Origin of the sequence: Agrococcus sp. TF02-05 (assembly GCF_017565345.1) — a bacterium.
GTDB classification, from domain to species: Bacteria; Actinomycetota; Actinomycetes; order Actinomycetales; family Microbacteriaceae; genus Agrococcus; species Agrococcus pavilionensis.
Genome location: NZ_JAGEKO010000007.1, coordinates 260,597 through 283,377 on the forward strand (window position 1 = coordinate 260,597; position 22,781 = coordinate 283,377).

Consider the following 22,781-nt stretch of genomic DNA (forward strand, 5'->3'; position numbering starts at 1 on the left):
GCTCAGGCGATGGCGCCCATGCGGCGGACCGCCTCCTCGATGACGTCGGGGCGCGTGCCGAGGTTGAAGCGCACGTGGTTCGCGCCGCCGGTGCCGAACGCCTCGCCGGCGCTGAGCCCGACGCGCGCCTGCTCGAGGAACGCCTTCGCCGGCCCGCTCGAGAGCCCGATGTAGCCCGGGTCGGGGCGCGCCGCGGGGTCTGCGACGCGCGACTCGCGGCAGTCGAGCCACGCGAGGAACGTCGCCTCGCCCGGCTGCCAGCGGATCGACGGCGCGTGCTCGGCGAGCAGCCGCCCGAGCAGCGCGCGGTTCTCGCGCAAGCCGTCGAGCACCGCGTCGAGCCACGCGCCGCTCTCGGCGAACGCGGCGACGTGGGCGATCGACGCGAGGTGCGAGGGCCCGTGGCTCACGACCTCGGCGATGGAGGCGAGATCGTCGGCCGTCTCGGCGCCGCCGACGATGAGCGCGGTGCGGAGGCCCGCGAGGTTGAACGCCTTCGAGGCGCTCGAGAGCGAGAAGCCGCGCGGGTCGACGGTCCAGTACGGCGTGAAGGTCGCGTCGAAGAGCAGCGGCGCGTGGATCTCGTCGGAGACGACGCGCACGCCGTGCCGATCGGCGATCGCGGCGACGCGTTCGAGCTCGACGCGGGAGTGCACCGTGCCGGTCGGGTTCTGCGGGTTGCACAGCAGCAGCACCGCGCGGCTCCGCCCGTCGGGCGCGGTGCCGCCGACCCGCTCGCACACGGCCTCGAGCGCGTCGAGGTCGAGCCGCAGGTCGTCGCCGAGCGGCGCCTCGACGACCTGCCGCTCGGCGTGCACCGAGTAGGCGTGGAAGGGCGGGTAGACGGGGCTGTTGACGATCACGGTGCCACCGGGCGGCGTGAGCTGCCGGATGAGCTCGAACGCGCCCATCATGACGTCGCTCACGAGCGCGGTGCGCTCGACGACCACCTCGGCGCCCCAGCGCTCCGCCGCGAAGCCCGCGAACGCATCCGCGTACCCCGTGCCGTGCAGGTAGCCGGTGTCGCCCCGCAGCATCGCGTCGTGCACGGCGCGCGTGATGGGCTCGGCCGGCACGACGTCCATCTCGGCGACCCACATGGGCAGCACGTCGGGCTCGAAGAAGCGCCACTTGATGCTCGTGCGCTCGCGCAGCCGGTCGAGGGGCACCTGCTCGAAGGGGTTCACCACGACCCCATCCTGATGGATGCGCCCGAGTCAGGCGACCTGCTCGAGCAGGCCCGTGTCGACGTCGTAGAGGAAGCCGCCGACCTCGGCGCGCTCGCCGATGAGCGGGTGCGAGCGCACGCGGTGCACGTCCTCGATGACCGAGAGCCGCTGCTGCTCGATCGCGCCGAGGTCGAGCCACGACGCGTCGACGCCCGCGGCCTCGGAGATGTCCATGAGCAGCTCGCGCTCCGACTTCGACGCCATCGCGCAGCGCGTGTGCTGCACGAGCATGATGCGCTTCACGCCGAGGAGGTTCACGCCGAGCACGAGCGCGACGAGCGTGCGCTCGGTCGCGCGGCCGCCCGGGTTGCGCAGGATCTTCGCGTCGCCCGGGACGAGCCCGATCATGCCGAGCGGGTCGATGCGCGAGTCCATGCACGTGACCATCGCGACACCCGCCTTGGCGACGCCGTCGAAGCCCTGCAGGGCGAAGGTCTCGGCGAAGGCGCGGTTGTGCTCGAGCAGGTCATCGAAGGACGAAGGCATGCGTCTGAATCTACGCCCTCCGCGTGCCACCATTGCGCGCATGGAGATCCGCGCGCTCGCCCAGCAGATCGACGCGATCTCGCGCCGCTACGCCGAGGTCTACGGCTTCGAGCGCAACGCCGACTGGCTCGTGCTCAAGCTGCAGGAGGAGGTCGGCGAGCTCGTGCAGGCGTGGCTCGCAAAGACCGGCCGGCAGCGCGACAAGGGCCACAGCCCCGAGGAGATCGACCGCCGCTTCGCGCTCGAGCTCGCGGATGCGGTGGGCATGCTGCTCGCGCTCGCGGAGGCCACGGGGGTCGACATCGAGCGGGCGATCGACGACAAGTGGCTCGTCTGGGATCGGCGCGTCTCGCAGCGCGCCGGCGAGGCGGACGCGCCCGAGCGGGACTGAGCCCTGCTCCCGTCGGCCATGGTGCCGCCGGTGAGGTCGCCCCGATAGCCTGCCGCCATGACGCAGACCGCCATCATCGTCGGTGCCGGACTCGGCGGCCTCGCGGCCGCGCGCGCCCTCGAGACCGCCGGCTGGCACGTGCGGGTGCTCGAGGCCGCGCCCGAGGTGCGGGCCATGGGCGCGGGCATCAGCATCACGAGCAACGGCCTCGAGGCGCTCGACGAGCTCGGGGTGGGGGACGCGGTGCGCGAGCGCGCGGTCAAGGCTCGGCCCGAGGGCGTCTTCACCGATCAGGGCTCGCGCCTGCAGCAGGGCTTCGCCCACGAGTCGAGCGCCGTGCACGCGATCCACCGGGGGACGCTGCTCGAGATCCTGCGCGGCGATCGCGAGGTCGAGACCGGCATGCGCGTCGTCGGCGCCGCCGATGCGTCGAGCGGCCGCCCGAGCGTCACGATCGAGCACGGCGCCGCCGACCCCGACTCGCGGGACGCGCGCTCGGAGCGGCAGGCGCGCGCCGACCGCTCGCTCGGCATCAAGGTCGGCCGCCGGCTGCAGCGCGCGCTCGAGCCTGGCGACGAGCCGATCGACCGCCGCGCCGAGCGTCGCGCGACGAAGCAGCAGGTGCGATCCGCCGCCGAGGGCCGCTTCGAGACGCTCGAGGCCGACCTGATCATCGGTGCCGACGGCATCGACTCCGCCGTGCGGAAGGCGCTCTGGCCGAAGGCCGCGACCGACTACTCGGGCGCGACCTGCTGGTACGGCGTGCTGCAGGCGGAGTCCGACTCGCCCGCCGGCGCCCGCCAGTACCTCGGGCGCGGCGCCGAGTTCGGCATGGTGCCGATCGACGGCGGCCGCGTCTACTGGTGGGGCATGGCGCACGCCCGGATGGGCGGGCACGCGCCCGACGAGCTCGAGGCGGCGCGAGAGCGCTTCGACGCCTGGGCGCCGGAGGTGCGCGACCACATCGCCGCGACCCCGCAGGCGTCGATCACCCGCCGCGACCTGCACTGGCTCGCGACGCCGCTGAAGACCTTCCACCGCCCGGGCGTCGTGCTGCTCGGCGACGCGGCGCACGCGATGCTCCCGACCCTCGGGCAGGGCGGCAACCTGACGTTCGAGGATGCCGCGACGCTCGGCATCCTGCTCGCCGACCACCCGCTCGAGCAGGCCCTCCGCGCCTACGACAGCGAGCGCATCCGCCGCACCGACCGCTTCAAGCAGCTCTCGCACCGCCTCGCGCACACGACGACCGAGACGCGCAGCCCGGTGCTCGTCGCGGCCCGCAACGGCGCCTACAACCTCATGCCCGCGATGCTCGCCGAGATCGCCGGCGACTGGATGCTGCACTGGCGCAGCCCGCGCGCGAAGCGCTGACACGAGCCGCGCGGGGAGACACGCCCGAGGGCGACATGGGTAGTTCTCCCCATAGTCCTCTCCCAGGTACCGGCGCTACCGTGTGGCGTAGCCCGGCTGGGGCCCCGCAAGGGGAATCGGGCTACGAGACAGGGATCCGGCGCATCGCGCCGGAGTGCAAGGGCCTCAGGGACGGGGCGTTGCACGACTCGGCGAGAGCCGGTCGTCCACATCACAGAGCGGGGCTCGACTGGGGTCGGGCCCCCTCTCTCGTCTCCGGCCCTATCGCCGAGCAGCCCTTTCCGCGAGCAGCATCGGGAAGACGAGCTCGCGGTTGAGCGGCGCCTCCGCCTCGTCGTCGATGCCGAGCGCCGGGTCGATCCAGCGCACCGCCTCGATCTCGGCGCGCGCGTGCGGCTCGATCGCGTCGCGGGTGCGGAACACGCTCGCCCGCAGCGCGAACCCCGCTTCGTTCGCGGCGCGCGTCTCGAACTCGCCCAGCGGCTCGATGCGGTCGAGGCCGATCTCGACGCCGAGCTCCTCGAGCACCTCGCGCACGCCGCACTCGGCGGCGGTCTCCCCGCCCTCGGGCTTGCCGCCCGGCAGCATCCACGCGCTCGTGCCGCGCTTCCGCACCGTCAACACGGCGCCGTCGGCGCGCTCGAAGCAGATCGCCGAGACCGTGATGATGCCCATGCGTCCAGGCTAGGCGGCTCGGCTACGGGCGGCGGTAGGCGCTGCCGTCCGCCTCGCGCTCGAGCAGGCCCGCGTCGACGAGGTATCGGCGCAGCGTCGCGGGGTCGTCGATGATCGCCGCGAGCCGCTCGGTCACCGCCGCCTCCGAGGCGCTGCCCCCGGCGGGCAGCGCGTGCTCGGCCGCCCACCGCAGCAGCGCCGCGCGATCGGCGGGACGCTTCGGCCACGCGGCGATCCGGCCGTCGCGCACGAACCGGTCGATGCCGCTCGCGGCCGGTCGGTGGCCGAGCAGCGGCGTGAACGGGTCGGCGGGCAGGACGGCGCCGTCGACGACAGTCACGAGGCCGGCGCGCTCGAGCGCCTCGACGGCTCGCCGCTCTCGCGCGGTGAGCGCGGAAGCCTGCACGGGGGAACGGTCGGCGACGCCGAGGACGATGCGCGCCTATGCGAGCCGCCGGCCCTCGTCGGCGAGCGCCGCGGCGATCGGCCTCCACGCATCCGTCATGCACCCATGCTGGCAGGGGACTTCTCCCCATCGCATCTCCAGCGTCGCGCTCCTACGGTGGAGGCGTCGGCTCCGATCGGGGTCGGCGCACCAGGACTTCGAGGGAGTGATCATCGCATGAGCGATTTCGGCGCATCGTATGCAGAGATGGAGTCCGTGGCGGGCAAGCTCGACACGGGCAAGGAGGACATCTCGGGTGTCCTGAAGGACCTGAAGAGCCAGGTCGACACCCTGCTGGGTGAGGACTTCAAGACGCAGCACGCGTCGGGCAAGTTCGGTGAGGGCTACGAGGAGCTCACCTCGGGTCTCGAGAAGGCGATCGAGGGCATCTCCGAGATGGGCGAGGCGCTGCGGGGCATGATGCAGGCGATCCAGTCGCTCGACGAGCAGCTCGCCGGCAGCTGATCGTGCCGCGGTAGCCGGCGGGCGCGCTGCCGCGCCCGCCGGCTCTTCGCATCCCATCCCAACTCGACTCGGAAGGATCACCGTGGACGTCATGCTCGACCTCGAGCGACTCAAGCAGGCTCGCACGAGCCTCGGCAGCGCTGTCGAGAGCTTCAAGGGCGCGAGCTCGTTCAACAACGACCTCGAGCGCGCCGTCGCCGAGCCGGACGACCGGAGCTCACTCCGTCGCAAGGTGAGCGACTTCGAGTCCGACTGGAACGGTCGCCGCGGCGACCTCACCGAGATGCTCGAGGAGATCCACAAGGGCATCGACACCATCATCACCGAGTGGGATCGGTGGGACACCGAGACCGCCGCAGAGCTCGAGCCGACGGGAACCGTCCGATGACCTACCGCTCACCGACGGCCGGCTACGCGCTGCGCCCGCTCGCGGGCAACCCCGACAAGATCGAGACCGACGCCGCGAGCTTCATCCGCCTCGCCGACGACCTCGACGCGCTCTCGAGCGAGCTGCAGGCGATCGGCACCTCCGACGTGCACAGGTCGAAGGGCACGGATGCGCTCGCGGAGCTCGCGCTCAAGGCCAAGCCCGAGGTCGACAAGGCTGAGCAGCGCTACCGCTCCACCGCCGAGGTGCTGCAGGCGTACGCCCCGCAGCTGCGCAAGGCGAAGGACTGGATCGACGATCACCAGGAGTCGATCGAGCAGGCCGAGCGGGATTGGGAGGCCGCCGTCGAGGCGGCGGAGGACGCGCGCCGTGAGCAGCGCAGCCTCACGCGGGTGATGCCCTGGGAGGACGACCCGACCGACGCCGAGCTCACCGCCGCCCAGGGCGCGGTGTCGAGCGCCGAGGGTGCCGAGTCGACGGCCAAGGGGATCCGCGACGAGCGCTGGGAGTCGTTCGAGACCGTCTTCTCCACCTGGTCGGACGCCTACGACGACGCCGTCGCCGGCGTCGACGGCGCGATCGAGGCGGCGGGCAACAACGACGGCTTCTGGGAGGGGCTCGCCGACTTCCTCGACATCCTCGGCTGGGTCGTGACCGGGCTCGCGATCATCGCGCTGTTCGTCTCGGGGCCGATCGGCCTCGCGCTCATGGCGCTCGTGGTCGTCGGATCGCTCGTGCTGCTCGCGGGCAAGATCGCGCAGTACGCGACGGGCCGCACGACCTGGCAGGACGTCGCGCTCGCCGGCTTCGCGCTCGTCACGCTCGGCGCGGGCGGCGCGATCGCCCGGGTCGCGAGCAAGGGCGCGCCGACGCTCAGCGGCGCGATCGGCGCCACTCGCGCCGCGGCGCGACCGGCGATCCGCTCGGGCATGCGCGGCCCGACCCTCAACCCGTTCACGTGGCACCGGCCGCTCTCGAACCGCGTGAGCGCGTGGGGGCAGGCGCGCGCCGCGACGCCGCGGCCCGGCGTGCTCGTCAACGGCTTCGACTCGATCCGCTTCGGGGGCACCGAGACGGGGCGCACGCTGCAGTTCCTCAACACCGCTCGCAGCAACCTCCGCCAGTACCCTGGCGTCGTGAACGGCATCGACGACATGATCGCGCGAGCGACGCCGAGCGTCGCCTCGCAGGTCGGGCAGTTCTCGCTCTGGAGCGTCGGCACCGGGCTGGACCTCGGCGACAAGTTCGGCCTCGTGCCGAAGTCGGACCCGCTCGTGCGCCTGTGAGCATCGCGATCGATCCCGCGCGAGCCCGGTCCCACTGGGAGCGCGCGTACCGCATCGCGACGATCGCCGCCGCCGTGCAGTTCGGGTGGGTGTTCTTCATGGGGCTCCTCGCCGGCGGGCAGTTCCTCGCCGACGAGTGGCCGCGGTGGGACCCGCTCGCCGAGTGGCCGGTGCTCGCCGTGCCCGCGTGGCTCACGATCGCGATCGGCGCAGTCGCGGCAGCGGCGGCCATCGCGATGGCCGTGCGGCGCGAGGTGACGGATGAGGTGGGCGTGGCCTTCCAGGACCTCGCGACGGGCGTGCTCCTGCTCGGCCTCCTCCCGGTCGGGCTCGCTCGCGCGTACGCGGGAGTGGGTGTGCCGGACGGCGCGCTCGGATGGCACTGGATCGCGTCGCTCGTCTTCGTGGTGACGCTCCTCGCGCTCGTGGTCCGCGTCGTCCGCGCCTCGCGCGCGAGCCGCGCGCGTCGCGCCGGGCGGTCGTCGTGAGCGCGGCGTCGCTCCGCGAGGAGCTGACGCGCGAGTCGCCGCGAGGCTTCCGCATCGCGTTCCCGCCGGGCTGGCGGCACTACCCGGTCGACGATCGCGGCCGCGCCGCGCTCCTGCGCGACATCGCTGAGCGCGCGAAGCTCGTCGGCCGACCCGATGTCGACGCGGCACTGCGCCGCAAAGCGCGAGAGCAGTTCGACGGGCTGCGCCAGAGCCGGGGCGTCGCGATGTACGTGCCCGGTGCCGAGGCGACAGCCGCGAGCGGCATGCCGATGTCGGTCGTCGCCTCTCGCTGGCTCGCCCCGGCGGGCACGCCGCTCGAGGCGGACGTGCGCGCGCGGGCGGGGGCCGAGGTCGTGCGCATCGACATGCCGCACGGCACCGTCCTCCGGTGGGTCGTGGACCGCGACGGCGCATCCACTCGGGAGGGCGTGCTGACGCGCACGGTCTCGTACGTCCATCCGGAGCCGGGCGACGACGCGCGGCGCGGCATCCTGCTCACGGCCGGCATCCTGCACCTCGGCACCGACGAGACCGATCGCATGGCCGATGCGCTCGTCGAGCTCGCCGACGCGATCGTGGAGACGTTCCGGTGGAGCTGAGCGACCCGGTCGCGCACTTCGACGCCGACCCGGATGTGTGGGTGCCGGTGCCGCTCGGATTCCCGAGCGAGCGCTGGCCGACGCCGCAGGCGTGGGCGGCGCGAGCGGCGGCCGATCTCGCGCCGTTCTGGCGACTCGACGACCTGCAGCGCGCCGACCTCGAGCACATGGCGCTCGTCATCGCGTCGAGCCCGACTCCGCTGCCCGGGCCGGTCGCGAGGTTCTGGCACCTGCCGCTCGAGCCGGGAGTCTCGCGCGTCGTGCACGCCTACGCCGAGCCGTTCGAGCCCGATTGGCGCGAGCGCATCGAGGAGTGGGCGACCGACGGCTACGAGGGGGCGCTCTTCCAGCGGGCCGAGCCGCGCGCATCCGAGGTGTTCGGCACGCTCGTGTGCACGAGCGCGCTGTGGCCCATCCCCGGCGAGCCCGGCGCCGCGGCCGCGGTCCTGCGCGTGATCGGCGCGCTCGACGACATGATCGTCGTGATCGAGGTGCTCGACGCCGACCTCTCCGTCGCCGCGCGGCTGCTCGAGCCCGCGGTCGGGCTCGCCGAGTCGCTGCGGCTCGGACCTGCCGCATGACCGCGGCGGTCGCGGCGCTCGCGGCAGCTCAGCCCGCCGTGCGCGTGATGAGCTTCGAGAGCACGATCGCCGAGCGCGTGTGGTCGACGGTCGCGGCCGCCCGCACCTTCTCGAGCGCGTCCTCGAGCGCGATGACGTCGCGCGCCCGCATGATGACGATCGCGTCGGCCTCGCCCGTCACGGTGCCGGCCTCGACGATCTCTGGCACTCCGGCGAGGATGCGCTTGAGGTCGGTGGGGGAGACGGTGCCGCGACAGAACAGCTCGACGTACGCCTCCGTGGCGAGGCCCTCGACCGCGGGATCGACCTGCACGGTGAAGCCGCGGATCACTCCGTCGGCGACGAGCCGGTCGATCCGCCGCTTCACGGCAGAGGCGGAGAGGCCGACCTCGGCACCGATGTCCGCGTAGCCGGCTCGCGCATTGAGTCGCAAGCGGTCGATGATGCCGTGGTCGATCCGATCCATACGCACGAATCTACAGTGCCGACCGCCTGACTTGCACGAAACTCGCGTGTAGACCGGCGCATTTGCGTCGAACCGTTGCGACCCTGGATGCATGCAGCAGACGACCGACGCGCGCACCGAGACCGCGAACCCCCGAACCGCGAGCACGCAGACCGCGACCGCGCCGCTCGGCCCCGACGCCCGAGCGGCCGTGCACAAGACCGTGCTCATGTGCCGCCCCGACCACTTCACCGTGAGCTACCGCATCAACCCGTGGATGAACCCCGAGCTCCCGACGAGCACGCCGCTCGCGGTCGAGCAGTGGCAGTCGCTCCACGACGCCTACCGCTCGCTCGGCTACGACGTCGAGCTCATCGAGCCCATCCCCGGCCTCAACGACATGGTCTACGCCGCGAACGGCGGCTTCACGCTCGATGGGCACGCCTACGGCGCGAAGTTCACCTACGAGGAGCGCGTGCCCGAGGGCCCCGCCTACATGTCGTGGTTCGAGGCGAACGGCTTCGAGGTGCACGAGCCGCGCGCGATCAATGAGGGCGAGGGCGACTTCCTGCTCTCGAACGGCGCGATCCTCGCCGGCCACGGCTTCCGCACGACCCTCGAGTCGCACGACGAGCTGCGCAGCATCTTCGATCGCGAGGTCGTGAGCCTGCGCCTCGTCGACCCGTCGTTCTACCACCTCGACACCGCCGTCGCGATCCTCGACGAGTCGAACATCGCCTACCTCCCGAAGGCGTTCGACGACGCGAGCCGCGCGGAGCTCGAGCGCCGCTATCCCGACGCGATCCTCGTCGACGACCAGGACGCATCCGTGCTCGGCCTCAACTCCTTCGGCGACGGCCGCACGATGCTCATCGCCGAGCGCGCGACGGGCTTCGAGCGGCAGCTGCGCGAGCGCGGCTTCGAGACGGTGGGGCTCGACCTGAGCGAGCTGCTGCTGGGCGGCGGCGGCATCAAGTGCTGCACTCTGGAGCTGCGACGATGACGACGGAGGCGACCATGACCGGCACGACGATGCACCAGGCGACGGATGCGGTGGGCACGGACGCGGTGAGCACGGCCACGCGCGACGCGATCGCGCAGGTCGAGGCGCACGCCGCCCACAACTACCACCCGCTGCCGGTCGTCGTGACGGACGCGGAGGGCGCGTGGGTCACCGACGTCGACGGCCGCCGCTACCTCGACTGCCTCGCCGCCTACTCGGCGGTGAACTTCGGGCACGGAAACCCCCGGCTGCTCGCGGTCGCGCACGCGCAGCTCGACCGCGTGACGCTCACGAGCCGCGCCTTCCACTCCGCCGCGCTCGGCCCGTTCGTCGAGGCGCTCGCGGCGCTCGCCGGCAAGGACATGGTGCTGCCGATGAACACGGGCGCCGAGGCGGTCGAGTCGGCGATCAAGGTCGCGCGCCGCTGGGCCTACGAGGTCAAGGGCGTGCCGGCGGGCGAGGCCGAGATCATCGTCATGGAGGGCAACTTCCACGGCCGCACGACGACGATCGTCTCGTTCTCGGACGACCCGGATGCGACGACGGGCTACGCGCCGTTCACGCCCGGCTTCGTGCGCGTACCCTTCGGCGACGCCGCCGCGCTCGAGGCCGCGATCACGCCGCGCACCGCCGCGGTGCTGCTCGAGCCCATCCAGGGCGAGGCGGGCATCAAGATGCCGCCGGCCGGCTACCTGCAGCGCGTGCGCGAGGTCACCTCGCGCGAGCGGGTGCTGCTCATCGCCGACGAGATCCAGTCGGGGCTCGGCCGCACGGGCGCGACGTTCCAGTGCGACAACGAGGGCGTCGTGCCCGACGTCTACCTGCTCGGCAAGGCGCTCGGCGGCGGGGTCGTGCCGGTCTCGGCGGTCGTCGCCGACGCCGACGTGCTCGGCGTGCTGACGCCCGGCTCGCACGGCTCGACGTTCGGCGGCAACCCCCTCGCGGCGGCGGTCGGGCTCGAAGTGGTGCGGATGCTCTCCGAGGGACACATGCAGGCTCGCGCCCGCGAGCTCGGCGAGCGCCTGCACGCGGGGCTCGCCGAGCTCGTCGGCCACGGGGTCACCGAGGTGCGCGGCGCGGGGCTGTGGGCCGGGATCGACATCGATCCCGCGGTCGGCACCGCGCGCGACGTGTGCGTGCGGCTGCTCGAGCGCGGCGTGCTCGCGAAGGACACGCACGGGCAGACCGTGCGCCTCGCGCCGCCGATCGTCATCGAGGAGGCCGACCTCGACCTGCTGCTCGACGCGTTCCGCGAGGCCGTCGGCGCATCGCGCTGACGACCGAGCGGGTCGAGGAGCCGGCCATTCCGGCCGGCGTCTCGAGACCAAGAGGCCGTCAGCGTCCCGCGCTGACGACCGAGCGGCTCACGGCTCCGGCGTCGCGCCCATCGGGTCGGCCGCCTCGCTCGAGCCATCCGCCTCGGCCGGCGAGATGCGCTCGCCCGCGCCGTCGGCGGCCTCGTCGAACGCCGACGTGCCGTCCGAGAGCGTCTCGGCGATGATGCCGAAGTAGTTGCCGTCGGGATCGCGGAGGTACGCGACGCGGCCGACGCCGCGCATGTCCTCCGCCGGCACGGCCTCGCTCCCGCCGAGCTCGACCGCGCGCGCGACCGCCGCATCCGCGTCGTCGACGCCGATCACGACGTTGCAGCCGTTGACCGGGGCGTCGGCGGCGGGCGCCGGGCCTTCGCGGAGCGCGAGGCCGCCGTTGATGCCCATGCCCGGCGCATCCATCTGGATCGAGCCGTCGCCGGTCTCGATCGTCCAGTACGGCACGTCGCCGAACTGCTCGAAGCGCCACTCGAAGAGGCCGCTGTAGAAGTCGATGAGCCGCTGCGGCTCGGAGGCGTAGATCTCGAAGTGCACGACGAGGCTGCTCATGCCGCGACGCTACGCGGTCGCTGCCGCCCGCACCAGGGTCGGCGCCGCCCAGCGCTCGCGACGCCGGGTCTGCCCGCATGCATAGGCGAAGGGGAGTATGGTCGCGGGGTGGCTGAAAGCATCCTCCTCGGGCACGCACCCAGGCCGACCGACGGCGCCCAGCTCGCGAAGCGCATCCGCACGGTCGTGATCGCCGCGGAGCCCGCCGGCATCGCCTGCACGTCGATCATCGACGCCGAGCTCGACGGCGCCGACATCGCCAGGCTCCACCTCGACCTCACGGGCTTCATCCTCGCCGGCGAGGTCGATCGCGATCGCGCGCGGCTCGAGCCGCAAGGCGCCTCCGTCGCGTGGGAGTCGGCCGTGCTGCGCGACCTGCGCGTGCACGCCGCCCCCATGCACGTCTCGGGCGCCGACGTGACGCTCGACGCGCAGCTGACCGACGTGCCGTTCACCTGGATCGAGACCGATCACGGGGAGCTCGCGGTCGACCTCGCGCGCCCGACCGCCGATCGGCCGCTGCACGGGCACGCGATGGTGTCGGTGCCCAAGGCGCAGATCGGCAAGGCGGTGCTGGGCCTCGCCGAGTCGGCGCTGCTCGACCACGGCGTCTCGGTCTCGAAGCTCGAGCTCGATGTCGAGTCGACGGGACCGCGCGACCTGCGCATCGCCGTCGACGCGAAGGTGCGCAAGGGACTGCTCGGCGCCTCGGTGCGCGGCACCGCGAGTGCGTCGATCGACGACCGCATGGGCGTGACGCTCTCCGACATCAAGGTCGACAGCGGCAATCCGCTCGTCTCGGCGATGCTCGGCGCCATGCGCGGCAAGATCGAGCGCTACGAGGGCCGCCGCATCGACCTCGCCGCCGAGCTGCCGACGGGCATCAGCCTCGCCGACGTGCAGGTGCGCGTGACCGACGCGGTCACGATCGAGGCGCGGCTGGTCTAGCCCGGCTTCGACACGCTGGCGCCCGCGGCGCGCAGCGGCTCAACCGGCGGGGTGCAGCGGGGTCAGCCAGCGGGGACGAGCGCGTCCGGCGCGAGGCGCAGTCCCGACGCCTCGAGGCGGCGGCGCGACTCGTCGGCGTCGATCCAGTCGAGGTGCGGGAACGCGCCGAGCGGCACCACCGAGTGCAGCACCGTCGTCGGGTAGACGTGCACGAGGTTGAACGCCCGGGCCCCGTCGCGTCCGCGCGTGCCGCCGACCGGCACGTTGAGGTCCTGCGTGTAGCACGTGGCGGAGGCGACCGACACGGGGATGCCGCCGAACGTCGCGGTCGACGAGTAGTGCAGGTGGCCCGCGAGGATCGAGCGCACGTCGGTGCCGACGAGCGCCTCCTCGAGGTTGCGCTGATCGCGCAGCTCGACGCTCGCCGCGAGCTCGAGCACGCTCGGCACCGGCGGGTGGTGCAGGGCGAGGATCGTGCCGTCGGGCGCCGGCTCCGCGAGCACGCCGCGGAGCCACTCGAGCTGCTCGTCGCCGACCTCGCCGTGGTGGTGGCCCGGCACGGTCGAGTCGAGCGTCACGATCCGGAGCCCGCCGACGTGCGTCACCGCGTCGATCGGGGCGTCGGAGGGGGCCTCGCCCAGCAGCTCGGTGCGGAACGCGCGCCGGTCGTCGTGGTTGCCCATCACCCACACGACCTGGGCGCCGAGATCCTCCGCGACCGGGTCGACGATCCGGCAGAGGCGACGGTACGCATCCGCCTCACCGCGATCGGCGAGGTCGCCGGTGAAGACGATCGCCTCGGGCCGCGCGCCGGAGGCCTCGAACTCGTCGAACAGGCGGCGGAGGTGGTCCTCGCTCGCGACGCGGTCGTAGAGGCGGCCGCCGCCCGCGAGCAGGTGGGTGTCGGAGATGTGGAGGAGGAAGTGGTCCGGCCGGGGGTGCTCGGCGGATCGGGTGGTCACGATTCGTCCTGTTCCAAGGTGTCGGCTCTTCATCGAACTTGCTCGGAGGCTAGTCCAGCGCACGCGCCCGAACGCGACGTGAACGCGGCGTGTACGAGGGAGAACACGCCGCTCCGGCACCGGATTCCGGGGAAGTACCATGGGATGTACCCCGAGGAGAGGAACGGCGCGCCCAGTGGCAGACGAGCACGAGCGGAAGGTCGACGACCCGGACAGCGTCTTCACGCCCGCCCGACCGGTCTCGCGCATCCGCGTCTCGGAGGCTCCCGAGCTCGTGGTGCTGCCGTCCGGCGGCCGCTTCAGCCGCTTCGATCGGGCCGACGTCGTGCTGCAGAAGGGCCGCTACGCGCTGCTGAGCGGCCACATGACGCCGCACGAGTCGATGGTGGAGGACCTCCTCGCGCTGCGCGACGCGCTCGACGCCGCCGACATCCCGTGCCTGCTCGTGCGCGACGACGACGGGCGGCCGATCGTCGCGGTCGACAAGGCGCTGCGCAAGGAGCTCGCGGCCGCGCTCGCCGAGGCGTTCGCCGACGAGCCCTTCTACGCCGAGGCGATCGCGCCCGAGAAGGCGCTCGGCCGCGGCGCGGTGCTGCTCGCCGACGGCCGTCTCGCGGGGCACCGGAAGGCCGGCGCGATGCGCGTCTACCGGCCGCGCGTCGCCCCCGCCGGCCGGCTCCGCTACGGCCGCGAGACGGCGGTGCAGCTCGAGCTGTGGCGCTTCGGCGACGAGACGCTCAAGGCGCCGCTGCCCAACGCGCTCATGCGCGCGACGATGCCGCGGAGCGAGGCGGTCGTCGACACGGTGCTGCGGTACGGCCGCGAGTGGCAGACGATCCGCGACATGTGGGAGCCGCTCGCGAGCGACGTCTCGTTCGACATCGACATGGTCTTCTCGTGGGTCGACGGCTCGAGCGACGAGTTCCAGCGCGAGCGCGCGAAGCGCATGCAGGCCTACGTCGTGGGCGAGGGCGACGACTCGGAGGCGCGCTTCCGCCAGATCGACGAGCTCAAGTACGCGCTGCGCTCGGTGCACATGCACGCGCCGTGGGTGCGCCGCATCTTCATCGCGACCGACTCGCCCGCGCCCGAGTGGCTCGCCGATCACCCGAAGGTGACGATCGTGCGCGCCGGGGAGATGTTCGCCGACCCCTCGGTGCTCCCGACGCACAACTCGCACGCCGTCGAGGCGCAGCTGCACCACATCGAGGGCCTCAGCGAGCACTTCCTCTACTCGAACGACGACATGTTCTTCGGGCGGCCGCTCAAGCCGGATGTGTTCTTCTCCCCGGGCGGGATCACGAAGTTCGTCGAGGCCACCACGCGCATCGGCATGGGCGAGACGCACGCGAAGCGCTCAGGGCACGACAACGCCGCGCGCACGAACCGCCGCCTGCTGCGCGAGCGGTTCGGTGCCATCACGACGCGGCACCTCGAGCACTGCGCGGCGCCGCTGCGGCGGAGCGTCATGGCCGAGCTCGAGGCCGAGTTCCCCGAGGACTTCCGCCGCACGGCCGCGTCGCGCTTCCGCTCGGCGACCGACATCTCGGTCACGAACTCGCTCTACCACTACTACGCGCTCATGACCGGGCGAGCGGTGCAGCAGCACGACGCCAACGTGCAGTACATCGAGACGACGCTCAAGAAGGCGCTGCCGGCGATGGCGCGGCTGCTGAAGAAGCGCGACCAGGACATGTTCTGCCTCAACGACGGCTCGTTCCCCGAGATCTCGGTCGAGGAGCGCACGGCTGCGGTGCGCGGGTTCCTCGAGGCGTACTTCCCGATCCCCGCACCCTGGGAGCGGCAGTCCGCGGCCGCGGCCGCCTCGGTGCCGGCGACGTCCGCCTCGGGCTGAGCCGGGCGGCGGCATGACGCAGGCATCCGATGTTCGCGGGCTGTCGCGAGGAGGGGAATGCGACTCCTGCGCGTCGAGTCGCGCGAACATCGGATCTCTGTCACGCTAGTCGCTGGATCGAAGGAGTTCCCATGCGGCAAGCGGTCATCGGCGTCGATGTCGGCACCTCGAGCACGAAGGGCGTGCTCGTGGGCCTCGACGGCGAGGTGCTCGCGAGCGCGGCGCGCGAGCACGCGGTCGATCGGCCGGCACCGGGCCACGTCGAGATGGACGCCGAGCGCTGGTGGCTCGAGCTCATCGAGCTCGTCCGGGAGCTGCTCGAGCGCGGCAGCGCTGAGGTCGTCGCGGTCGGCGTGAGCGGCATGGGCCCCTGCGTCGTGCTGCTCGACGCAGACGGGGCACCGGTACGGCCCGCGATCCTCTACGGCGTCGACACGCGAGCCGGCGAGCAGATCGCGCGGCTGCGCGCCGAGCTCGGGGAGGGGCCGATCGTCGAGCTCGGCGGCACGCCGCTCACCTCGCAGGCCGCGGGGCCGAAGATCGCCTGGGTGCGCGAGCACGAGCCGGAGGCGTACGCGCGAGCGCGATCCTTCGCGATGCCGGCGTCGTTCCTCGCCCACCGCCTGACGGGCGAGCTGCTGCTCGACCACCACTCCGCGAGCCAGTCCTGGCCGCTCTACGACCTCGACGGCGCGCGCTGGCACGAGCCGTGGTGGGACGCGATCGCGCCGGGCATCGAGCGGCCTCGGCTCGCGCTGCCGAGCGACGCCGCGGGCACCGTCACTGCCGAGGCCGCGCGCCTCACCGGGCTCCCGGCGGGCATCCCCGTCGCGCTCGGCACGATCGACGCGTGGACGGAGGCGGTGAGCGCCGGCGCGACGGGCAGCGGCGACCTCATGCTCATGTACGGCACGACGATGTTCCTCATCACGACGACGGACGAGCGGCCGGCCGCACCGGGCATGTGGACGACGCGCGGCGTGGAGGCCGGCTCGTACTCGCTCGCCGGCGGCATGGCGACATCGGGCGCGATCACGACGTGGCTTCGCGACCTGCTCCCCGGGAGCGACTACGCGACGCTCACCCGGCTCGCGGAGGAGAGCGGGCCGGGCGCGGGCGGGCTGCTGATGCTGCCGTACTTCGCGGGCGAGCGGACGCCCATCCAGGATCCGGATGCGCGCGGCGTGCTCGTGGGCATGGCCCTCGACACCACCGCGGGCGACCTCTATCGCGCGGCGCTCGAGGCGACCGCCTTCGGTGTGCGCCACAACATCGAGGTGATGCGCGATGCCGGCACCCGCATCGACCGCGTCGTCGCGGTCGGTGGCGGCACGACGGGCGGGCTCTGGACGCGCATCGTCTCGGACGTGATCGGGCTGCCGCAGGCCGTGCCGAGCGTGACGGTGGGCGCGAGCTTCGGCGCCGCCTTCCTCGCGGCCGGGCTCGTCGGCGATCCCGACATCGCCGCATGGAACCCGCCCGCGCTGGTCGTCGAGCCCGACCCTGCGCGACGCGCGCTCTACGACGAGCGCTATCGGCACTACCGCGACCTCTACCCGGCCACCCGCGAAGTCGCCCACGCGCTCGCGGCCGGCAGCCGCTGACCACCTACAGGAGGAGCACCATGACGACCGCCTATGCCATCCCCGAGCGACGCGCGTGGCCTGAGGCCGCGCCCAGGACCGTCTACGCCGTCGCGTCTGGCGACCTCCGGCTCGCCGCGAACACGACGTGCTGGCCGGCGCAGCAGGCCTTCGAGGCCCAGGTGCGCGCGGCCCTCGAGTCGCACGGGTGGGCGATGCAGCGCGCGCACGACGTGGACCCCGAGACGGGGCACGGCTTCATCGACTCCCAGGCCCGGGGCATCGAGGTCTTCCGCTCGGTGCCGAAGGAGGCGCCGGTCGTCGTCGTCGACGCTGTCTGGCAGTACAGCCACCACGTGCTCGCGGGCCTCCGCGCGCACCGAGGGCCGATCCTGATCGTGGCCAACTGGGCGGGAGAGTTCCCCGGCCTCGTCGGCCTGCTCAACCTCACGGCGAGCCTGACCAAGGCCGGCATCGCGCACTCGATCCTTTGGAGCGAGGACTTCACCGACGAATGGGCGCTCGGCAAGCTCCGCGAGTGGCTCGACACCGGTTCGATCGAGCACGACACGTCGCACGTGCGCCCCCTCGGGGCGCTGCCCGACGGCCCGGAGGCCGAGCTCGGCACGGCGCTCGCGGAGCAGCTGCGCGACGACCACGCGGTCATCGGCATCTTCGACGAGGGCTGCATGGGCATGTACAACGCGATCATCGACGACGAGATGCTCAACGCGACGGGCATCTACAAGGAGCGGCTCTCGCAGAGCGCGCTGCTCGCCGAGATGGATCGCGTGCCCGCCGGGGAGGCCGAGGCGGCGCTCGGTTGGCTGGAGGACGCGGGGCTGCGGTTCCACTGGGGCACGGACGACGCGACGGAGCTGACCCGCGCGCAGGTGCTGAGCCAAATGCGCATGTACATCGCGGCACTGCGCATCGGCGACGACTACGGCGTCGATGCCATCGGCATCCAGTACCAGCAGGGCCTCAAGGACCAGTGCGCCGCCTCCGACCTGGCCGAGGGCCTGCTCAACAACGTCGAGCGCCCGCCGGTGCGCTCGCGCGACGGCGCTCGCGAGCTGTGGCCGGGGGCGCCGCTGCCGCACTTCAACGAGGTCGACGAAGGGGTCGCGGTCGATGCGCTCGTGACGAACCGGGTGTGGACCGCGATGGGCTTCGACCCCGCGACGACGCTCCACGACATCCGCTGGGGCGAGGAGTACGACGGCGACTTCGTCTGGGTGTTCGAGATCTCGGGCTCGGTGCCCGCGAGCCACAACGGCGGCTACGACAAGTCCTACTCGATGCGCCAGGTGCCGATGTTCTTCCCGAAGGGCGGCGGCACGCTCGCGGGGGTCTCGAAGCCTGGGGAGATCGTCTGGTCGCGGGTGTTCGTGATGGACGGCGCGCTGCATGCCGACGTCGGCCGCGCGCACGTCGTGGAGCTGCCGGAGGAGGAGACGCGCCGCCGGCTGGAGTCGACGGACCCGCAGTGGCCGATCATGCACGCCGTCCTGCACGGCGTGAGCCGCGACCAGCTCATGGCGCGGCACAAGTCGAACCACGTGCAGGTGGCCTACGCCCCCGATGCCGAAGCCGCCGACCGCGCGCTCACCGCGAAGGCGGCCATGCTCTCGGGCATGGGCATCCAAGTGCACCTCTGCGGCGACGTCGCGCTGTGAGCCGTGGGCGGTCGGATGTCTGACGGAGCCTCATCCCGACGCATCCGACCGGCCGATGCGGCGCGGAGCGCGGCCCGCGCGCGGCGCTGCCCGCGCCGACGGTCCGCCAACGGCGCGGCCGAGCGCGACCTGGCGCGGCCCGCGCGCACCGGCCAAATGGTTATCCGCTCGTGACCTTCCGGGGTCGCGCATGGCGCGCGCGGTAGGTACATTCAGATACAACTTGCGACGGCGGTTCCGATGTGGGCATCATAGGTCGGATCTTTCCGACGCGAGTCGGCGACGACTATTCCTCCAACGAAGCAGGTTCGACGTGACAGCAGCCCTCCTCGAGGTCGAGGGGATCAGCAAGAGCTTCCCGGGCGTCCGGGCGCTCCACGAGGTGCAGTTCAGCCTGCACGCCGGTGAGGTGCTCGTGCTCGTCGGCGAGAACGGAGCGGGCAAGTCGACGCTCATGAAGATCCTCTCGGGGATCTACCAGCGCGACACAGGGTCGATCCGCGTCGACGGGCAGGAGGTCGAGATCACGACGCCGGCCCGCGCGCAAGAGCTCGGGATCAGCATCATCCACCAGGAGATGAACCTCATGCCCGACCTCACGGTCGCGCAGAACATCTACATCGGGCGCGAGCCGCGCAAGGGTCCCTTCCTCGACGAGCGCGGTCTGAACCGGAAGGCGCAGCAGCTCCTCGACGAGCTCGGGATCAAGCTCGATGCGAAGGCGCTCGTCGGCGACCTCACCGTCGCGAAGCAGCAGATGGTCGAGATCGCGAAGGCGCTCTCGTTCAACGCGCGCGTGCTCATCATGGACGAGCCCACGTCCGCGCTCACCGACACCGAGGTCGAGACGCTCATCGGGCTCATCGAGAGCCTGCGGGCCAAGGGCACCGGCATCATCTACATCTCGCACCGCATGGAGGAGCTCAAGCGCCTCGCCGACCGCGTGACCGTGCTCCGCGACGGCGAGTACATCGGCACGCTCGAGCGCGACGAGATCCACGTTCCCACGATCATCGAGATGATGGTCGGCCGCGCCATCGACGAGGGCGCTCGACCGCGCGCGAGCGAGCACGCCCGCGACGACGTCGTGCTGCGCGTGAGCGGGCTCTCGACCCGGGATCTGCTGCGCGACGTCAGCTTCGAGCTCCACCGCGGCGAGATCCTCGGCTTCGCCGGGCTCATGGGCGCTGGCCGCACTGAGAGCGCCCGCGCGATCATCGGCGCCGACCCTCGCACGGCCGGCTCGATCGAGGTGCACGGCAAACCGGTGACGATCCGCCAGCCGGCGGACGCCGTCAAGGCGGGCATCGGCTACCTCTCCGAGGACCGGAAGCGCCTGGGGCTCATGCTCGAGCAGAGCGTGACCTTCAACACCTCGCTCGCCTCGATCGACCGATTCACCGGGCCGCTCGGCTTCGTGCAGCAGGCGAAGGCCCGGCGGGTGGCGCAGCAGTACGTCGAGGACCTGCGCACGAAGACGCCCTCGACCGAGCAGCTCGTCAAGCTGCTCTCCGGGGGCAACCAGCAGAAGGTCGTCATCGCGAAGTGGCTGGCGCGCGACAGCGACATCCTGATCTTCGACGAGCCGACGCGAGGCATCGACGTCGGCGCGAAGGAGGAGATCTACCGGCTGCTGCAGCGACTGGCGGACGAGGGCAAGTCGATCATCGTCATCTCGAGCGAGCTGCCCGAGGTGCTGCGACTCGCGCACCGCATCGTTGTGATGGCGAACGGCCGGGTGACCGGCACGCTCGCCAACGAGGACGCGACCCAGCAGAAGATCATGGACTACGCGACGAACCTGGTCGCGGACGAACAGGGAGCAGCATGAGCGACACCATTCAGCAGACCCCTGCGCCGGCACCCTCCGACGAGGCCGTCGCGAGGGAGCGCGGCAAGCGCGCCGACATCTGGCGCAAGGGCCTGCAGCAGGGCCTCGCCTTCGGCACGCTCATCGTGCTGCTGGTCTTCTTCTCGATCGCGAGCAGCAACTTCTTCACGTGGTCGAACATCTCGGGCATCCTGCTCGCGACCGCCGTCATCGGCATCCTCGCCCTCGGCACGACGTTCGTGATCACGACGGGCGGCATCGACCTGTCGATCGGCACCGGCATGACGCTCGCCTCCGTGATGACCGGCATCTTCGCGGTCAACCTCGGGATGCCCCTCGTGGTCGGTGTGCTCGCGGGCATCGCGACGGGCGCGCTCATGGGGCTCATCAACGGCGTCAACGTCGCCTTCCTGCGGCTGCCGCCGTTCATCGCGACGCTCGCGATGATGATGGTGGCGCAGGGCCTCGCGCTCGTCATCTCCGGCGTCCGCCCGATCTACTTCTCGAGCGTCCCGGGGTTCAAGGGCATCGCGACCGGCACCCTCGTCCCAGGCCTCCCGAACGCGGTGCTCATCATGTTCGCGCTCGCGGCGATCGCCTACGTCATGCTCGCGAAGACGTCGTTCGGCCGCTACACGGTGGCGATCGGCTCCAACGAGGAGGCGACGCGCCTCTCCGGCGTGAACACGCGCCGCTGGCTCGTCACCGTCTACACCGTCGCGGGCGTCTTCACCGGCATCGCCGGTGTCGTCATGGCGGCTCGCCTCGACTCGGCGCAGCCGCAGCTCGGCGTCGGCTACGAGCTGCAGGCGATCGCCGCGGTCATCATCGGCGGCACCTCGCTGCTCGGCGGCCGGGGCTCCATCGTCGGCACCCTCATCGGCGCCCTCATCATGAGCGTGCTCATCAACGGCCTGCGGATCATGTCGATCCAGACCGAGTGGCAGAACGTCGTCGTCGGCGTCGTGATCGCCATCGCGGTGTTCGCCGACACCCTGCGCAACCGCAAGGGCGTCTGAGAAGCCTGCGCACGACGGCCCCGTGCCGACCGTCGCGCGCTGCCGGAGCGCTCCGGCACCTCCTCGCCCGCGAGGGAGACAGCGGCACAGCACCAAGGAGAGAGTCGGGCCACCGGCTCCGAGAGACAACGGAGTTTCCATGAAGTTCAGCAAGAGGACGGCGCTCTTCGCCGGCACCGCGGCGGTCGCGCTCGCGCTCGTCGGCTGCTCCAGCGGCGGCTCGGCGCCGACCGCCTCGGAGGGCGGCACGGGGGCGGAGGGCAACGGCGAGGGCCTGCAGATCGCGCTCGTGTCGAAGGGCTTCCAGCACCAGTTCTGGCAGGCCGTGCGCACGGGCGCGGAGGAGGCCGCTGCGGAGCACGGCGTCGAGGTGACCTTCGAGGGTCCCGCCGCCGAGACCGAGATCGACGCGCAGCTGCAGATGCTGCAGGCGGCGATCGACCGCGGCCCCGACGCGATCGGCTACGCCGCGCTCGACCCGCAGGCGTGCATCCCGCTCTACGAGACGGCCGAGTCCGCCGGCATCCCGATCGTGGAGTTCGACGCGCCCTGCGACAGCGAGTACAGCCAGAACCTCGCGGCGACCGACTCCATCGCGGCGGGTGCGCTCGCCGCCAAGCACATGGCCGAGCTCATCGGTGGCGAGGGCCAGATCGGCATCGTCGGCCACAGCCAGATCAACTCGACCGGTGTCGAGCGCCGGGACGGCTTCGTGCAGTACATCGAGGAGAACCACCCCGACATCGAGATCGTCGACATCCAGTACGGCGACGGCGACCACCTCCGCTCGGCCGACATCGCCAAGGCGATGATCGCCGCGCACCCTGACCTCGTCGGCCTCTACGGCACGAACGAGGGCTCGGCGATCGGCATCGTGAACGCGGTGAGCGAGCTCGGCCTCCCGAACGGCGAGATCACGGTCATCGGGTTCGACTCCGGCGCCGCGCAGATCGAGGCGATCCGCAGCGGTGCGATGGCGGGCGCGATCACGCAGGACCCGATCGGCATCGGCCGCACGGTGGTCGAGAACGCCATCGCCGCGATCAACGGCGAGGAGCTCGACGACTTCACCGACACCGGCTCGTACTGGTACGACGCTGACAACATCGACGACCCGGAGATCGCCGCGGTCCTCTACGAGTGACCCGCTGATCCAGCGGCGGCGC

General features: G+C 72.1%; 24 protein-coding genes. 17 read left to right on the plus strand and 7 right to left on the minus strand.

The window, feature by feature from the left end; all coding sequences use genetic code 11:
* Nucleotides 1-2: 2 nt before the first annotated feature.
* Nucleotides 3-1,190, minus strand: a complete 1,188-nt coding sequence (locus tag JQT67_RS08695; protein WP_307864274.1) for an aminotransferase class I/II-fold pyridoxal phosphate-dependent enzyme — start codon at nt 1,188-1,190, stop codon at nt 3-5.
* 27 nt (nt 1,191-1,217) lie between these two features.
* Nucleotides 1,218-1,715 (minus strand): carbonic anhydrase, encoded by a 498-nt coding sequence (locus tag JQT67_RS08700; RefSeq protein ID WP_208064309.1) that lies wholly within the window; start codon nt 1,713-1,715, stop codon nt 1,218-1,220.
* Between the two features lie 40 nt (nt 1,716-1,755).
* On the opposite strand from JQT67_RS08700, the gene JQT67_RS08705 reads away from it, so the two are divergent.
* A complete protein-coding gene (locus JQT67_RS08705) occupies nt 1,756-2,106 on the plus strand; it encodes a pyrophosphatase (protein ID WP_208064310.1) in 351 nt (116 codons plus the stop codon).
* A 57-nt stretch (nt 2,107-2,163) separates the two neighbouring features.
* Nucleotides 2,164-3,480 carry an FAD-dependent monooxygenase gene (locus JQT67_RS08710; RefSeq protein ID WP_208064311.1) on the plus strand — a complete coding sequence of 439 codons (1,317 nt, stop codon included), beginning with the start codon at nt 2,164-2,166 and terminating at the stop codon, nt 3,478-3,480.
* A gap of 261 nt (nt 3,481-3,741) precedes the next feature.
* Here the strand turns inward: JQT67_RS08710 and JQT67_RS08715 are convergent, their stop codons facing one another.
* Nucleotides 3,742-4,155, minus strand: coding sequence for an NUDIX domain-containing protein (locus JQT67_RS08715; RefSeq protein ID WP_208064312.1), 414 nt, complete (start codon nt 4,153-4,155; stop codon nt 3,742-3,744).
* A 22-nt stretch (nt 4,156-4,177) separates the two neighbouring features.
* On the minus strand, nt 4,178-4,561 hold the full coding sequence (locus tag JQT67_RS13640; protein ID WP_307864275.1) for a DUF2087 domain-containing protein: 384 nt from the start codon (nt 4,559-4,561) through the stop codon (nt 4,178-4,180).
* A 216-nt stretch (nt 4,562-4,777) separates the two neighbouring features.
* Between JQT67_RS13640 and JQT67_RS08725 the strand changes: the two genes are divergently transcribed.
* The 6 genes from JQT67_RS08725 to JQT67_RS08750 all read left to right on the plus strand — a co-directional run bounded on the left by JQT67_RS08725 (nt 4,778) and on the right by JQT67_RS08750 (nt 8,410).
* On the plus strand, nt 4,778-5,065 hold the full coding sequence (locus JQT67_RS08725) for a WXG100 family type VII secretion target (protein WP_021010926.1): 288 nt from the start codon (nt 4,778-4,780) through the stop codon (nt 5,063-5,065).
* Between the two features lie 82 nt (nt 5,066-5,147).
* Nucleotides 5,148-5,453 (plus strand): hypothetical protein, encoded by a 306-nt coding sequence (locus JQT67_RS08730; RefSeq protein WP_021010515.1) that lies wholly within the window; start codon nt 5,148-5,150, stop codon nt 5,451-5,453.
* A complete protein-coding gene (locus JQT67_RS08735) occupies nt 5,450-6,739 on the plus strand; it encodes a hypothetical protein (protein WP_021010514.1) in 1,290 nt (429 codons plus the stop codon). Before JQT67_RS08730 ends, JQT67_RS08735 begins: the two co-directional genes overlap by 4 nt.
* Nucleotides 6,736-7,227: a hypothetical protein gene (locus JQT67_RS08740; protein ID WP_208064313.1), complete on the plus strand. Its 492-nt coding sequence runs from the start codon at nt 6,736-6,738 to the stop codon at nt 7,225-7,227. Before JQT67_RS08735 ends, JQT67_RS08740 begins: the two co-directional genes overlap by 4 nt.
* Entirely contained in the window at nt 7,224-7,829 is a 606-nt protein-coding gene (locus JQT67_RS08745) for a hypothetical protein (protein WP_208064314.1), read from the plus strand. Before JQT67_RS08740 ends, JQT67_RS08745 begins: the two co-directional genes overlap by 4 nt.
* The gene (locus JQT67_RS08750; protein ID WP_021010511.1) at nt 7,820-8,410 is read left to right on the plus strand and encodes a hypothetical protein; all 591 of its coding nucleotides are present in this window, start codon (nt 7,820-7,822) and stop codon (nt 8,408-8,410) included. Before JQT67_RS08745 ends, JQT67_RS08750 begins: the two co-directional genes overlap by 10 nt.
* A gap of 28 nt (nt 8,411-8,438) precedes the next feature.
* Here JQT67_RS08750 and JQT67_RS08755 read toward each other — a convergent pair whose 3' ends face one another.
* Nucleotides 8,439-8,876, minus strand: coding sequence for an Lrp/AsnC family transcriptional regulator (locus JQT67_RS08755; protein WP_021010510.1), 438 nt, complete (start codon nt 8,874-8,876; stop codon nt 8,439-8,441).
* Between the two features lie 91 nt (nt 8,877-8,967).
* On the opposite strand from JQT67_RS08755, the gene ddaH reads away from it, so the two are divergent.
* Both ddaH and rocD read left to right on the plus strand, forming a co-directional pair.
* Nucleotides 8,968-9,858 (plus strand): dimethylargininase, encoded by an 891-nt coding sequence (ddaH, locus tag JQT67_RS08760; protein WP_208064315.1) that lies wholly within the window; start codon nt 8,968-8,970, stop codon nt 9,856-9,858.
* A 29-nt stretch (nt 9,859-9,887) separates the two neighbouring features.
* Nucleotides 9,888-11,135, plus strand: coding sequence for an ornithine--oxo-acid transaminase (gene rocD, locus JQT67_RS08765; RefSeq protein ID WP_208064369.1), 1,248 nt, complete (start codon nt 9,888-9,890; stop codon nt 11,133-11,135).
* A gap of 87 nt (nt 11,136-11,222) precedes the next feature.
* Here rocD and JQT67_RS08770 read toward each other — a convergent pair whose 3' ends face one another.
* Nucleotides 11,223-11,738 carry a VOC family protein gene (locus JQT67_RS08770; protein ID WP_208064316.1) on the minus strand — a complete coding sequence of 172 codons (516 nt, stop codon included), beginning with the start codon at nt 11,736-11,738 and terminating at the stop codon, nt 11,223-11,225.
* Between the two features lie 108 nt (nt 11,739-11,846).
* Here JQT67_RS08770 and JQT67_RS08775 point away from each other — a divergent pair, with 108 nt between their 5' ends.
* Nucleotides 11,847-12,686, plus strand: a complete 840-nt coding sequence (locus JQT67_RS08775; protein ID WP_208064317.1) for a hypothetical protein — start codon at nt 11,847-11,849, stop codon at nt 12,684-12,686.
* Nucleotides 12,687-12,748: 62 nt separating this feature from the next.
* Here the strand turns inward: JQT67_RS08775 and JQT67_RS08780 are convergent, their stop codons facing one another.
* Entirely contained in the window at nt 12,749-13,648 is a 900-nt protein-coding gene (locus tag JQT67_RS08780) for a phosphodiesterase (protein ID WP_307864276.1), read from the minus strand.
* 274 nt (nt 13,649-13,922) lie between these two features.
* On the opposite strand from JQT67_RS08780, the gene JQT67_RS08785 reads away from it, so the two are divergent.
* From JQT67_RS08785 to JQT67_RS08810, 6 genes are all read left to right on the plus strand, one after another.
* Entirely contained in the window at nt 13,923-15,503 is a 1,581-nt protein-coding gene (locus JQT67_RS08785; protein ID WP_307864282.1) for a stealth family protein, read from the plus strand.
* Nucleotides 15,504-15,634: 131 nt separating this feature from the next.
* A complete protein-coding gene (locus tag JQT67_RS08790) occupies nt 15,635-17,107 on the plus strand; it encodes an FGGY-family carbohydrate kinase (protein ID WP_208064319.1) in 1,473 nt (490 codons plus the stop codon).
* Between the two features lie 20 nt (nt 17,108-17,127).
* Nucleotides 17,128-18,765 carry a fucose isomerase gene (locus JQT67_RS08795; protein ID WP_208064320.1) on the plus strand — a complete coding sequence of 546 codons (1,638 nt, stop codon included), beginning with the start codon at nt 17,128-17,130 and terminating at the stop codon, nt 18,763-18,765.
* Nucleotides 18,766-19,078: 313 nt separating this feature from the next.
* Nucleotides 19,079-20,596, plus strand: coding sequence for a sugar ABC transporter ATP-binding protein (locus JQT67_RS08800; RefSeq protein WP_208064321.1), 1,518 nt, complete (start codon nt 19,079-19,081; stop codon nt 20,594-20,596).
* Nucleotides 20,593-21,615 (plus strand): ABC transporter permease, encoded by a 1,023-nt coding sequence (locus tag JQT67_RS08805; protein WP_035253725.1) that lies wholly within the window; start codon nt 20,593-20,595, stop codon nt 21,613-21,615. Before JQT67_RS08800 ends, JQT67_RS08805 begins: the two co-directional genes overlap by 4 nt.
* 139 nt (nt 21,616-21,754) lie before the next feature.
* Nucleotides 21,755-22,759, plus strand: coding sequence for an ABC transporter substrate-binding protein (locus JQT67_RS08810; protein ID WP_208064322.1), 1,005 nt, complete (start codon nt 21,755-21,757; stop codon nt 22,757-22,759).
* Nucleotides 22,760-22,781 lie beyond the last annotated feature (22 nt).